The following is a 12,547-nucleotide window of genomic DNA, read 5'->3' on the forward strand; positions in this document are numbered from 1 at the left end:
ACTCCTACAACAGAAATTGCACGCTTGCTTTATCGTTCAAGACAGACTATTCACAAAGTGGTTCAATTTTTCATGCAAGGCTTTACCGCCCTTGACTATTTAGAACGCTATCAAGGCAACAAAAGCAGTGTGGTCGGCGGAAAACGCAACTTTCTAGATCAATTTTTGAGCGATTTTCTGATTGACGAAGGTTGCGTTTTAGTGTTTTTTCTTGACTAAGGAAGTCTCTGCGACCGTCATTTTCCGCAGTCTTTACAGCGGAAACGGCACTTTCTGAGGCAAATGAACGTCTTGTATCCAGCATATTCTAAATAGGGAATTTTGGGCTTAGGAATTAACAGTCACTCCCCTGACCGTTAATTTATTCCATAAGAACCTTTCTAATGATGGTTTCGTAGGTCATATAGAACTTTTTTTCTACACAAAATAGGCTCCATAAATCCTATAGTAAATTTACCCACTACAGAGATTATAGAGTCTCAATTTGTTTCTCTCGCTTTGATATTTAAAGCAGTTTTGCTCCTATTTAGTACAGGAATTATAGTGACTTTATTGTTTTTTATAAGGAGAGAGGAATATGGCACAAAAAACTCATAGCTTATTTCACACGTTGTAAGTATAGAAGAAAAGTTATTTACGATCAATTTTGAAATAGATGACTATTCCTCTATACTTGCAGTGTTTTTTATTTTTTTTGCTCGTTTAGGTTGCTATTTTCACTTTATAGGAATTTATGGATAAAATTTTTAAATTTTTGATATCCTAATACTATAAAAATGAAATGGAGATTATTGATGATGTTTCAAGATATTTATGAACAGATTGTTGAATTTTATGATGTTGTTGAGCAGGAGTATGATAGATTATTTGCTGATAAAACGGAATGGGAAGCCGTTCATCTTTGCTATTTGCATTATTATTTGATTCGTTATAATGTTATAGATGAAAGAGACTTTATTATCTATCATTTTAGAACAGCCTATCGCTTGTTTTTAGAAAAATCGGTGATAAATAGAGATTTAATTTCTTACTAAATCAAAATTCATTATAAAAAGCGAACGATAAGCAACCAAATATCTTATAATAAAAGTAATTAACAATTATTCTTCTTTAGCTATTTTTAAATGGTTAGAATTTCCAAATGTTGCTAATGCTGGGTCTTGAAAAAATGATGAAGTTTTATTATAATAAATTGTAAGATATAATTGCAGGTGAAATTCCTGCCATGTATATGAGAAAGGACGAGCTCCTAGTAGCTCAGACAAGATTATGACTTCAGTTGTTGTTGTAGGTACCCAATGGGGAGATGAAGGTAAAGGGAAAATTACAGATTTTCTTTCAGCGAATGCAGAGGTGATAGCTCGTTATCAGGGTGGTGATAATGCTGGTCACACGATTGTGATTGATGGTAAGAAATTTAAGTTGCACTTGATTCCATCTGGAATTTTCTTTCCTGAAAAAATCTCTGTTATTGGGAATGGGATGGTCGTGAATCCAAAATCCCTTGTGAAAGAGTTGAGCTATCTTCATGAGGAAGGTGTCACAACTGATAACTTGCGTATTTCTGATCGTGCGCATGTCATCTTGCCATACCATATTGAGTTGGATCGTTTGCAAGAAGAGGCTAAGGGTGACAATAAGATTGGTACTACAATAAAGGGAATTGGTCCAGCTTATATGGATAAAGCTGCTCGTGTCGGAATTCGTATTGCGGATCTTTTGGATAAAGAGATTTTTCGTGAGCGTTTGGAACGCAATCTTGCGGAAAAGAATCGTCTGTTTGAAAAATTATATGATAGCACCCCTATTTCAGTTGATGATATTTTTGAAGAGTACTATGAGTATGGTCAACAAATCAAGCAGTATGTGACAGATACATCTGTTATCTTGAATGATGCGCTTGATAATGGTAAACGTGTGCTTTTTGAAGGTGCACAAGGTGTCATGTTGGACATTGACCAAGGTACTTATCCATTTGTTACTTCGTCAAATCCTGTCGCTGGTGGTGTGACAATTGGGTCTGGTGTTGGTCCAAGTAAGATTGACAAGGTTGTAGGTGTATGTAAAGCCTACACAAGTCGTGTAGGTGATGGGCCTTTCCCAACTGAATTATTTGATAAAGTGGGAGATCGCATTCGTGAAGTAGGTCATGAATACGGTACAACAACTGGGCGTCCACGTCGTGTGGGTTGGTTTGATTCCGTTGTGATGCGTCACAGTCGCCGTGTATCTGGGATTACTAATCTTTCTTTGAATTCTATTGATGTTTTGAGCGGTTTGGATACTGTGAAAATCTGCGTGGCTTATGATCTCGATGGTCAACGTATCGACCACTACCCAGCTAGTCTTGAGCAATTAAAACGTTGCAAGCCTATCTACGAAGAATTGCCAGGTTGGTCAGAAGACATCACTGGAGTTCGAAATTTGGAAGATCTTCCTGAGAATGCGCGTAACTATGTTCGTCGTGTAAGCGAGTTGGTTGGCGTTCGTATTTCGACTTTCTCAGTTGGTCCTGGTCGTGAACAAACAAATATTTTAGAAAGTGTTTGGTCATAGGAGATTTTTAAGATTAGTTTAAGATAGGGCGGGTATACTATAGATAGTTACAAGAAGACCTCCTAACTTGTTGTAACAAATATCCTAAACTTTTCTTTTTCATAATAATCTCCCTATAGAGTCACCGCATTCGGTGGCTTTTTTTGTGGGTGGAATCATGATATAATAGTTAAATTGATAGATAGGAAAGAGGAGAGATGGACTATACAGTTGAAGAAAAAGAATTCTTTATGCGGGAGGCCTTGAAGGAAGCGGAGATTGCTCTAGAATACGATGAGATTCCCATTGGGTGTGTGATTGTCAAGGATGGAGAGATTATTGGTCGGGGGCATAATGCTCGTGAGGAGTTGCAGCGGGCGGTTATGCATGCGGAAATTATGGCCATTGAAGATGCTAACCAGCGTGAAGAGAGCTGGCGTTTGCTTGATTGTACCCTTTTTGTGACCATTGAGCCTTGTGTTATGTGTAGTGGGGCGATTGGGCTTGCACGTATTCCAAACGTAGTCTACGGAGCTAAAAACCAGAAATTTGGTGCTGCTGGGAGTTTGTACGATATTTTGACAGATGAGCGTCTTAATCACCGTGTAGAGGTCGAAACGGGAATTTTGGAAGATGAATGTGCAGCTATTATGCAAGACTTTTTCCGAAATCGACGAAAAAAATAATTTCTCTTTTAAAATATAGAAGTATGTGGTATAATAAATAGTGGAGCAACAGTTCTGCGTGAAGCGGGTCAGGGGAGGAATCCAGCAGCCCTAAGCGATGTGAATTGTGTGCTCTTTTTTCGTGCTTTTTACGAATAATTAAGTTAGAATAGGCTAGAAAAGAAGGAGAAGGAATATGAAAATTCGTGGTTTTGAATTGGTGTCGAGTTTTGCAGACGAAAATTTATTGCCGAAACGAGAGACAGCTCACGCGGCTGGTTACGACTTAAAGGTTGCGGAACGCACTGTGATTGCGCCAGGAGAGATTGTCTTGGTTCCGACAGGTGTTAAGGCCTACATGCAGCAGACAGAGGTGCTCTATCTCTATGACCGTTCCTCAAATCCTCGTAAGAAGGGCTTGGTTTTGATTAACTCAGTTGGGGTCATTGATGGGGATTATTATGGAAATCCTGGGAATGAAGGGCATATCTTTGCACAGATGAAGAATATCACAGACCAAGAGGTTATACTTGAAGTTGGGGAACGTGTGGTTCAGGCTGTCTTTGCTCCTTTCTTAATTGCAGACGGAGATGTGGCAGACGGCGTTCGAACTGGTGGTTTTGGTTCAACTGGTCACTAGGATGAAGATTATCTTTGTACGTCACGGGGAGCCAGATTATAGTGAGTTAGAGGAGCGTTCTTATACGGGATTTGGGATAGATTTGGCACCCTTGTCTGAGAAGGGACGGAAACAGGCTCAGGACCTTTGCCACCCCCCCTTGTTCCAATCAGCTGATTTGCTAGTAGCTTCAGCAGTAACGCGAGCTTTAGAGACTGCTACTTATGTGGCTTGTGCTACTGGGCTTCCTTTGAGAGTGGAGCCATTACTCCACGAATGGCAGGTCTATGAAACAGGTATAGAGAACTTTGAAAGAGCTAGATGTCTGTTTTTAGAAAACAAGGGGGAGTTGCTTCCTAATAGTTCTATTCAATATGAGACAGCTGCGGAGATGAAGTCTCGTTTTAGGGCATCTATGGCTAAGTACCGAGACTACCAGACCGTGATTGTGGTAACTCACAACATGCTTATGCGTCAGTTTGTGCCCAATGAAACGATTGATTTTTGCCAAGTGATTGAGTGTGAGGTAGAGATTTAGAAAGAGGTTTATCATCGCAAAGAAAAAAGCGACATTTGTCTGTCAAAATTGTGGGTATAATTCCCCTAAATATTTGGGCCGTTGTCCCAACTGTGGAGCATGGTCTTCTTTTGTAGAAGAGGTCGAGGTTGCCGAGGTCAAGAATGCGCGTGTGTCCTTGACAGGTGAGAAAACCAAGCCTATGAAACTGGCTGAGGTGACTTCGATCAATGTCAATCGAACAAAGACGGAGATGGAGGAATTTAACCGTGTGCTTGGAGGCGGAGTGGTACCAGGAAGTCTCGTTCTTATCGGTGGGGATCCTGGGATTGGGAAATCAACCCTTCTCTTACAAGTATCGACTCAGCTGTCTCAAGTGGGGACGGTTCTCTATGTCAGTGGGGAGGAGTCTGCCCAGCAGATTAAGTTACGAGCAGAGCGCTTGGGAGATATTGATAGTGAGTTTTATCTTTATGCAGAGACCAATATGCAGAGTGTTTGGGCTGAGGTAGAGCGCATCCAGCCGGACTTTCTCATCATTGACTCCATTCAGACCATTATGTCTCCTGAGATTTCAGGGGTGCAAGGATCTGTGTCTCAAGTCCGTGAGGTAACGGCTGAACTCATGCAGTTGGCGAAGACTAATAACATTGCTATCTTTATCGTAGGACATGTGACTAAGGAAGGAACCTTGGCTGGTCCGCGTATGCTGGAGCATATGGTAGATACAGTGCTTTACTTTGAAGGGGAGCGCCACCATACCTTTCGTATCTTGAGAGCGGTCAAAAACCGTTTTGGTTCCACTAATGAGATTGGCATCTTTGAGATGCAGTCGGGCGGATTGGTTGAGGTCCTCAATCCGAGCCAAGTTTTCCTAGAAGAGCGTTTGGATGGAGCGACTGGCTCATCAATCGTTGTGACCATGGAAGGGACGCGTCCGATTTTGGCGGAGGTTCAGGCTTTGGTAACACCAACCATGTTTGGAAATGCTAAACGCACGACGACTGGACTTGATTTCAATCGTGCAAGTCTGATTATGGCTGTTTTGGAAAAACGAGCAGGGCTTCTTTTGCAAAATCAGGATGCCTATCTCAAATCTGCTGGTGGCGTCAAATTGGATGAACCTGCAATTGACTTGGCTGTTGCTGTTGCCATTGCTTCGAGCTATAAGGATAAGCCTACCAATCCTCAGGAATGTTTTGTGGGTGAACTGGGCCTGACCGGAGAAATTCGACGCGTGAATCGTATCGAACAACGCATCAATGAAGCGTCAAAACTGGGTTTTACCAAGATTTATGTACCCAAGAATTCCTTGACAGGAATCACTCCACCCAAGGAAATTGAGGTCATTGGTGTGACAACGATTCAGGAAGTTTTGAAAAAGGTCTTTGCCTAAGAAGTGACAAATGCTCTTAAAAATGATACGATAGTAGAAATATTTGAATTTCAAATTATCAAGGAGAGCGATTGTGTCGTATTTTGAACAGTTTATGCATGCCAATCAGGCTTATGTTGCCCTACATGGACAGTTAAATTTGCCAATCAAACCCAAAACAAGAGTGGCTATTGTGACCTGCATGGACTCACGTCTGCACGTTGCGCAAGCTCTAGGTTTGGCACTTGGGGATGCTCATATCTTGCGGAATGCGGGTGGTCGAGTGACTGAAGACATGATTCGTTCACTGGTGATTTCCCAGCAACAAATGGGAACAAGAGAAATCGTGGTGCTTCACCATACAGACTGTGGAGCTCAAACCTTTCAAAATGAAAGTTTTCATGAACAGTTGAGACACGAGCTCGGAGTTGATGTGTCTGACCAAGATTTTTTACCATTCCAGGATGTTGAAGAGAGTGTGAGAGAGGATATGCAATTGCTTCGAGAATCTCCACTGATTCCTGATGATGTGATTATTTCAGGTGCTGTCTATGATGTGGATACAGGAAGTATGAGAGAAGTATACTAACTTTGTCTCGTAGAATTCTAATTCTAGCATAAGATCGATGCTTCAAATGTAGCGGTTTTAATTTTAATATAGCTAATATAAAATAGCACAAAACAAGGGTATAAATGTTTGCTCTTGTTTTATTTTTGATTGAAAAATAAAGGAAAAAGCGCTACAATGGTAGATGGAAAATGTTGTGTAAAAAACAAGTGATACATAAATACCGGAGGAAATCATGTCTTTTTCTGATTTAAAGCTGTTTGCCCTTTCTTCTAATAGAGAATTGGCAGAGCGTGTGGCGCAAGAAATTGGGATAGAGTTGGGGAAATCGACTGTTCGCCAATTTTCAGATGGGGAGATTCAGGTCAACATCGAAGAATCAATCCGTGGAAAACACGTCTTTATCCTACAGTCAACTAGTTCACCTGTAAATGATAATTTACTTGAAATTTTGATTATGGTGGACGCATTGAAGCGTGCTAGTGCAGAATCTGTCAATGTTGTTATGCCCTACTATGGCTATGCACGTCAGGATAGAAAAGCGCGCGCGCGTGAGCCAATCACTTCAAAACTTGTCGCAAATATGCTTGAAGTAGCTGGAGTGGATCGTTTGTTAACGATTGATTTGCACGCTGCACAGATTCAGGGATTCTTTGATATTCCTGTAGATCACTTGATGGGTGCTCCATTGATTGCGGACTATTTTGAACGTCGTGGCATGGTTGGCTCTGATTACGTGGTTGTCAGCCCCGACCATGGTGGGGTGACTCGTGCTCGTAAATTGGCGGAGTTTTTGAAAACTCCGATTGCGATTATTGACAAACGCCGTAGTGTAGACAAGATGAATACCAGCGAAGTGATGAACATCATTGGTAAGGTAGAAGGTAAGACTTGTATCTTGATTGACGATATGATCGATACAGCTGGAACCATTTGCCATGCGGCGGACGCTCTTGCAGAAGCAGGTGCTGTTGAAGTATACGCAAGCTGTACGCACCCAGTACTTTCTGGCCCTGCTATGGATAATATCCAAAAATCAGCTATTAAAAAATTGGTTGTTTTGGATACTATCTACCTACCAGAAGAGCGTTTGATTGATAAGATTGAACAAATTTCGATTGCTCATCTTCTGGGCGATGCTATTATCCGTATTCATGAAAAACGTCCTCTTTCTCCATTATTTAGTATCGAGAAAAAAATCTAAACTTTCACTTGAATAAACGAATTTCCTAGCAAGCTTTTTCTCTTGCTAGGAATTTTTTGTAGCCAAAATCTGCAAGCCTTTTCAAAATATGCTATACTGAGAAAAAGGAGGATTTCTATGAGTCAAGAATTTATCAATCCAAGTGATGGTGTGATCCGTCAGTATCTTGCAACCAGTAAAACATTAGCAGTAGTGGGTTTGTCTGATCGTGAAGAAACAACTAGTAATCGAGTGACCAAGGAAATGCAAGCTCGGGGCTATAAAATCATCCCAGTTAATCCCAAGGCTGCAGGTGGGGAAATCTTGGGAGAAAAGGCTTATGCGAGTCTAGCTGAGATTCCTTTTCCTGTAGATATTGTCAATGTTTACCGTCGTAGAGAGTTTTTACCAGATGTGGCGCGTGATTTTCTCAAGGCGGATGCCAAGATTTTCTGGGCTCAACTGGGACTTGAAAGTCTAGAAGCGGAAGAAATCCTGCGTGCTGGAGGATGCGATGACATTGTGATGAATCGCTGTATTAAGAGAGAACATACTCGCTTAATTCTTGAGCAATAAAAAGGTAGCCATGGGCTACCTTTTGTGTTATAAAGTACCAATCAATGCTTGCATGCCAAGACTGGTGAGGATGATGGCAATCCAGCAAAGGGCTCCGAGGACAATAGATTTGCCACTGGATCTAACCATGGCAATCAGATTGGTTTTGAGACCGATGGCACTCATGGCCATGATGATGAGGAATTTAGAGAGTTGTTTGAGAGGGGTAAAGAAGCTACTGGACACACCGAGAGAGGTAAGGAGAGTCGTTAAGAGAGAGGCCAGGATAAAATAAAGGATAAAAAGTGGGAAAACTTTTTTCAGTTGTAGGCCTTGCTTATTCTCTTGCTGGCGACTTTGCCAGTAGGAGAGAAAGAGAGTGATGGGAATGATTGCTAAGGTACGCGTGAGTTTAACAATAGTTGCCGACTCGAGGGTATTGGTCTGGTAAAGACTGTCCCAGGCACTAGCTGTGGCCGTTACAGAAGAAGTATCATTGACCGCAGTTCCTGCAAAGAGAGCAAAGCCATCATTGGATAGATGAAGCCAGGTTCCTAGAGTTGGAAAGATGAGCGCAGCCAAGACATTGAAGAAAAAGATAACAGAGATGGCTTGGGCTACTTCCTTTTCCTTGGCATGGATAACGGGCGCTGTCGCAGCAATGGCAGAGCCACCACAGATAGAAGAACCCACTCCAATCAAGGTAGCCAGTTTTGTGTCTAGTGCAAAGAAACGCTGGAAGAGGTAGGCAACGATTAAGGAAATCGAAATGGTGGAAAGGATGACAGGGAGTGAAGTTTGTCCAACTGCAAAGACTTGCGAGATATTGAGACCAAAACCGAGTAAGATAACGGCATACTGGAGCAATTTCTTGGAACTAAAGGTCAAACCAGCATCCAGTTGTTTATAGGATGAGAGAAAGGGATGGAGAAGCATTCCCATAAAAATCGCAAAAACGGGTGCGCCAATGACAGGGAAGAATTCGCCTAAGCACCAAGATAGGATGGAAATGAGAAGGCAGGCCAAGATGCCTGCTCCATTTTTTGATAAAAATGACATATAAACCTCCGAAATAAGCACTTATTATTATAGTCCTGTCGAGAAGAAAAGTAAAACAGAAAGTGAAAAATGCAGGTTTCAGATGGATTTTGCGGTCAGGGAGCTTTTGTAGTATAATAGTACTATGTTCTGTAAGCAAGGGGGATATCTATGGACTTAACCAAGCGCTTTAATAAACAGTTAGACAAGATTCAAGTTTCCTTGATTCGTCAGTTTGATCAGGCTATTTCGGAGATTCCTGGGGTCTTGCGTTTGACCTTGGGGGAACCTGATTTTACAACGCCAGATCATGTCAAGGAGGCAGCCAAGCGAGCCATTGACCAGAACCGATCCTACTATACAGGGATGAGCGGTTTACTGACCTTGCGCCAGGCTGCTAGCGACTTTGTAAAAGAAAAATACCAGCTAGATTATAATCCTGAAAATGAAATTTTGGTTACAATTGGGGCGACAGAAGCTTTATCTGCTACTTTGACAGCTATTTTGGAAGAGGGGGACAAGGTGCTCTTGCCAGCTCCTGCCTATCCAGGATATGAGCCGATTGTCAATCTAGTTGGGGCAGAGATTGTTGAGATTGATACAACTGAAAATGATTTTGTCTTGACTCCTGAGATGTTGGAAAAGGCTATTTTGGAGCAAGGGAACAAGCTCAAAGCAGTTATTCTCAACTATCCAGCCAATCCGACAGGAATTACCTATAGTCGGGAGCAGTTGGAAGCCTTGGCAGACATTTTACGCAAGTATGAGATTTTTGTTGTCTGTGATGAGGTTTACTCAGAATTGACCTATACTGGACAAGCCCATGTATCTCTGGGAACTATGCTGAGAAACCAGGCTATTATTATCAATGGCTTGTCTAAATCGCATGCTATGACTGGTTGGCGTTTAGGCTTTATCTTTGCTCCTGCAGCCTTTACAGCCCAGTTAATCAAGAGTCACCAGTACTTGGTCACTGCTGCCAACACCATGGCCCAGCATGCTGCAGTAGAAGCCTTGACGGCTGGTAAAAACGATGCGGAGCCTATGAAGAAGGAATACATCCAGCGTCGAGATTATATTATCGAGAAAATGACTGCTCTTGGTTTTGAGATTATCAAACCGGACGGGGCCTTCTATATCTTTGCTAAGATTCCAACAGGTTACAATCAAGACTCCTTTGCTTTTCTGAAGGATTTTGCCTATAAGAAGGCCGTTGCCTTTATCCCTGGTGCCGCCTTTGGGCGTTACGGAGAAGGCTATGTGCGTCTGTCTTATGCAGCCAGCATGGAAACGATCATTGAGGCAATGAAACGACTTGAGGAGTACATGAGAGAAGCATGATTCAGTCTATCACGAGTCAAGGTTTGGTGCTCTACAATCGTAACTTTCGTGAGGATGACAAGCTAGTCAAAATTTTTACCGAGCAGGCGGGCAAGCGCATGTTTTTCGTCAAACACGCTGGCCAGTCCAAACTAGCTCCGGTTATTCAGCCCTTGGTGTTGGCACGGTTTCTCTTGCGAATCAATGATGATGGGCTCAGCTACATCGAGGACTACCATGAGGTGATGACCTTTCCCAAGATCAATAGTGATCTCTTTGTCATGGCCTATGCGACCTATGTAGCTGCCCTTGCAGATGCTAGTTTGCAGGACAATCAGCAGGATGCTCCCTTGTTTGCTTTCTTGAAGAAGACTCTGGAGTTGATGGAAGAAGGCTTGGATTATCAGGTTTTAACCAATATTTTTGAAATTCAAATCTTGACCCGATTTGGAATCAGCCTTAATTTTAATGAATGTGTCTTTTGCCATCGGGTAGGTCAGGCTTTTGACTTTTCTTTTAAATATGGAGCCTGCCTCTGTCCAGAGCATTATCATGAAGATGAGAGACGTTGTCATCTAAATCCCAATATCCCTTATCTGCTCAATCAATTTCAAGCCATTGATTTTGAGACCTTGGAGACCATTTCGCTCAAGCCTGAAATCAAGCAAGAGCTACGCCAATTTATGGATCAACTCTACGAAGAGTACGTTGGGATTCACCTAAAATCAAAGAAATTTATTGATTCCCTATCCGACTGGGGACAATTACTAAAAGAGGAAAACAAATGAAAAAAATCGCAGTAGATGCCATGGGGGGCGATTATGCACCTCAGGCCATCGTTGAGGGTGTCAATCAAGCACTAGCTGACTTTTCAGATATTGAGGTTCAACTCTACGGAGATGAAGCTAAAATCAAGCAATATCTGACAGCGACAGAGCGCGTCAGCATTATCCATACGGATGAGAAGATTGATTCAGACGATGAGCCGACAAAAGCTATTCGGAAGAAGAAAAATGCCAGTATGGTATTGGCAGCCAAGGCTGTCAAAGAGGGAGAAGCAGACGCTGTTCTCTCAGCTGGGAATACAGGTGCTTTACTGGCAGCAGGATTCTTCATCGTGGGTCGTATCAAGAACATCGACCGTCCTGGGCTTATGTCGACCTTGCCGACTGTAGATGGAAAAGGTTTTGACATGTTAGACCTCGGTGCCAATGCGGAGAATACAGCCCAGCACCTCCATCAATACGCTGTCCTCGGTTCCTTCTATGCCAAAAATGTCCGTGGCATTGCGCAACCACGTGTTGGTTTGCTCAACAATGGAACAGAAAGTAGCAAGGGAGATCCCCTTCGCAAGGAAACATACGACTTGCTAGTAGCTGATGAGAATCTGAACTTTGTCGGAAATGTGGAAGCGCGTGATTTGATGAATGGCGTTGCGGATGTTGTCGTAACAGATGGTTTCACGGGAAACGCTGTTCTCAAATCTATCGAAGGGACCGCTATGGGGATCATGGGTTTACTCAAGACGGCTATTACAGGTGGTGGCCTTCGAGCGAAGCTAGGTGCTCTCCTTCTCAAGGATAGCCTTAAAGGTTTGAAAAAGCAACTCAACTATTCAGATGTTGGTGGAGCGGTCTTGTTTGGTGTCAAGGCACCGGTTGTCAAGACTCATGGCTCAAGTGATGCCAAGGCTGTGTACAGTACGATTCGCCAGATTCGTACCATGCTCGAAACAGACGTAGTTTCCCAGACTGCGCGTGAATTTTCAGGAGAATAAAAAGATGACAGAAAAAGAAATTTTTGACCGTGTTGTAACCATTATCCAAGAGCGACAGGGAGAAGACTTTGTCGTGACAGAAGCCTTGAGTTTGAAAGACGACCTAGATGCAGACTCAGTAGACTTGATGGAGTTCGTCCTAACGCTAGAAGATGAATTTGGTATCGAGATCAGTGATGAGGAAATCGACCAACTTCAAAGTGTAGCGGATGTAGTAGCGATTATTAAAGATAAAAAATAGCTAAAAGCAACATGCAAGTCATGTTGTTTTTTATTTGCAGAAAAAAGAGAAACTTTTAGTAGAAATTGCGAATAAAGAGATGAGAAAGAAAAAGGAGGAACATTTATGTATGTGACCGGTCTTTATCCGTGGTTTATTAAATGGTTTTTAAAAT

General features: G+C 42.3%; 14 protein-coding genes, 1 other RNA gene and 1 pseudogene. 15 read left to right on the forward strand and 1 reads right to left on the reverse strand.

Annotated elements, in window-relative coordinates; all coding sequences use genetic code 11:
- The 11 genes and pseudogenes from SORDD16_RS11935 to SORDD16_RS07185 form a co-directional block, all read left to right on the forward strand.
- A pseudogene (locus SORDD16_RS11935) lies at positions 1 to 140 on the forward strand (IS30 family transposase); the annotation flags it as partial.
- 657 nt (positions 141 to 797) lie between these two features.
- Positions 798 to 1,034, forward strand: coding sequence for a sigma(X)-activator ComW (gene comW, locus SORDD16_RS07140; RefSeq protein WP_061453020.1), 237 nt, complete (start codon positions 798 to 800; stop codon positions 1,032 to 1,034).
- A gap of 235 nt (positions 1,035 to 1,269) precedes the next feature.
- Positions 1,270 to 2,556 carry an adenylosuccinate synthase gene (locus tag SORDD16_RS07145; protein WP_061452903.1) on the forward strand — a complete coding sequence of 429 codons (1,287 nt, stop codon included), beginning with the start codon at positions 1,270 to 1,272 and terminating at the stop codon, positions 2,554 to 2,556.
- A 197-nt stretch (positions 2,557 to 2,753) separates the two neighbouring features.
- Positions 2,754 to 3,221 (forward strand): tRNA adenosine(34) deaminase TadA, encoded by a 468-nt coding sequence (gene tadA, locus SORDD16_RS07150; RefSeq protein WP_061452904.1) that lies wholly within the window; start codon positions 2,754 to 2,756, stop codon positions 3,219 to 3,221.
- A gap of 32 nt (positions 3,222 to 3,253) precedes the next feature.
- An RNA gene (gene ffs / locus SORDD16_RS07155) (signal recognition particle sRNA small type) lies at positions 3,254 to 3,347 on the forward strand.
- 49 nt (positions 3,348 to 3,396) lie between these two features.
- Entirely contained in the window at positions 3,397 to 3,840 is a 444-nt protein-coding gene (locus SORDD16_RS07160; RefSeq protein ID WP_061452905.1) for a dUTP diphosphatase, read from the forward strand.
- Between the two features lies 1 nt (position 3,841).
- Complete coding sequence (locus SORDD16_RS07165; protein WP_061453022.1) at positions 3,842 to 4,357, forward strand: histidine phosphatase family protein; 516 nt, start codon at positions 3,842 to 3,844, stop codon at positions 4,355 to 4,357.
- A gap of 13 nt (positions 4,358 to 4,370) precedes the next feature.
- A complete protein-coding gene (gene radA / locus SORDD16_RS07170; RefSeq protein WP_081215181.1) occupies positions 4,371 to 5,732 on the forward strand; it encodes a DNA repair protein RadA in 1,362 nt (453 codons plus the stop codon).
- 73 nt (positions 5,733 to 5,805) lie between these two features.
- Positions 5,806 to 6,300, forward strand: a complete 495-nt coding sequence (locus tag SORDD16_RS07175; RefSeq protein ID WP_061452906.1) for a beta-class carbonic anhydrase — start codon at positions 5,806 to 5,808, stop codon at positions 6,298 to 6,300.
- Positions 6,301 to 6,514: 214 nt separating this feature from the next.
- Positions 6,515 to 7,483, forward strand: a complete 969-nt coding sequence (locus SORDD16_RS07180) for a ribose-phosphate diphosphokinase (protein WP_000010181.1) — start codon at positions 6,515 to 6,517, stop codon at positions 7,481 to 7,483.
- A gap of 117 nt (positions 7,484 to 7,600) precedes the next feature.
- Positions 7,601 to 8,038, forward strand: coding sequence for a CoA-binding protein (locus tag SORDD16_RS07185; RefSeq protein WP_061452907.1), 438 nt, complete (start codon positions 7,601 to 7,603; stop codon positions 8,036 to 8,038).
- A gap of 27 nt (positions 8,039 to 8,065) precedes the next feature.
- On the opposite strand, the gene SORDD16_RS07190 is transcribed toward SORDD16_RS07185, so the two are convergent.
- Positions 8,066 to 9,076: a YeiH family protein gene (locus tag SORDD16_RS07190; RefSeq protein ID WP_061452908.1), complete on the reverse strand. Its 1,011-nt coding sequence runs from the start codon at positions 9,074 to 9,076 to the stop codon at positions 8,066 to 8,068.
- A gap of 150 nt (positions 9,077 to 9,226) precedes the next feature.
- Between SORDD16_RS07190 and SORDD16_RS07195 the strand changes: the two genes are divergently transcribed.
- From SORDD16_RS07195 to SORDD16_RS07210, 4 genes are read left to right on the forward strand one after another with little or no spacing between them, the layout of a single operon-like run.
- Positions 9,227 to 10,396, forward strand: a complete 1,170-nt coding sequence (locus SORDD16_RS07195; RefSeq protein ID WP_061452909.1) for a pyridoxal phosphate-dependent aminotransferase — start codon at positions 9,227 to 9,229, stop codon at positions 10,394 to 10,396.
- Positions 10,393 to 11,163 (forward strand): DNA repair protein RecO, encoded by a 771-nt coding sequence (gene recO, locus SORDD16_RS07200; protein ID WP_061452910.1) that lies wholly within the window; start codon positions 10,393 to 10,395, stop codon positions 11,161 to 11,163. The genes SORDD16_RS07195 and recO overlap by 4 nt, the downstream gene beginning before the upstream one ends.
- Positions 11,160 to 12,152, forward strand: coding sequence for a phosphate acyltransferase PlsX (plsX, locus tag SORDD16_RS07205; protein ID WP_061452911.1), 993 nt, complete (start codon positions 11,160 to 11,162; stop codon positions 12,150 to 12,152). Before recO ends, plsX begins: the two co-directional genes overlap by 4 nt.
- 4 nt (positions 12,153 to 12,156) lie before the next feature.
- Positions 12,157 to 12,393 carry an acyl carrier protein gene (locus SORDD16_RS07210; protein ID WP_061420150.1) on the forward strand — a complete coding sequence of 79 codons (237 nt, stop codon included), beginning with the start codon at positions 12,157 to 12,159 and terminating at the stop codon, positions 12,391 to 12,393.
- The last annotated feature ends 154 nt before the right edge of the window (positions 12,394 to 12,547 follow it).

It is taken from the genome of Streptococcus oralis (assembly GCF_001578945.1).
Taxonomy (GTDB): Bacteria; Bacillota; Bacilli; order Lactobacillales; family Streptococcaceae; genus Streptococcus; species Streptococcus oralis_Q.

Excerpts from the sequence above, each read along its gene's own strand:
- comW (WP_061453020.1), top strand. The coding sequence starts at position 798 with ATGTTTCAAGATATTTATGAACAGATTGTTGAATTTTATGATGTTGTT.
- SORDD16_RS07145 (WP_061452903.1), top strand. The coding sequence starts at position 1,270 with ATGACTTCAGTTGTTGTTGTAGGTACCCAATGGGGAGATGAAGGTAAA.
- tadA (WP_061452904.1), top strand. The coding sequence starts at position 2,754 with ATGGACTATACAGTTGAAGAAAAAGAATTCTTTATGCGGGAGGCCTTG.
- SORDD16_RS07160 (WP_061452905.1), top strand. The coding sequence starts at position 3,397 with ATGAAAATTCGTGGTTTTGAATTGGTGTCGAGTTTTGCAGACGAAAAT.
- SORDD16_RS07165 (WP_061453022.1), top strand. The coding sequence starts at position 3,842 with ATGAAGATTATCTTTGTACGTCACGGGGAGCCAGATTATAGTGAGTTA.
- SORDD16_RS07180 (WP_000010181.1), top strand. The coding sequence starts at position 6,515 with ATGTCTTTTTCTGATTTAAAGCTGTTTGCCCTTTCTTCTAATAGAGAA.
- SORDD16_RS07185 (WP_061452907.1), top strand. The coding sequence starts at position 7,601 with ATGAGTCAAGAATTTATCAATCCAAGTGATGGTGTGATCCGTCAGTAT.
- SORDD16_RS07190 (WP_061452908.1), bottom strand. The coding sequence starts at position 9,076 with ATGTCATTTTTATCAAAAAATGGAGCAGGCATCTTGGCCTGCCTTCTC.
- SORDD16_RS07195 (WP_061452909.1), top strand. The coding sequence starts at position 9,227 with ATGGACTTAACCAAGCGCTTTAATAAACAGTTAGACAAGATTCAAGTT.
- recO (WP_061452910.1), top strand. The coding sequence starts at position 10,393 with ATGATTCAGTCTATCACGAGTCAAGGTTTGGTGCTCTACAATCGTAAC.
- plsX (WP_061452911.1), top strand. The coding sequence starts at position 11,160 with ATGAAAAAAATCGCAGTAGATGCCATGGGGGGCGATTATGCACCTCAG.
- SORDD16_RS07210 (WP_061420150.1), top strand. The coding sequence starts at position 12,157 with ATGACAGAAAAAGAAATTTTTGACCGTGTTGTAACCATTATCCAAGAG.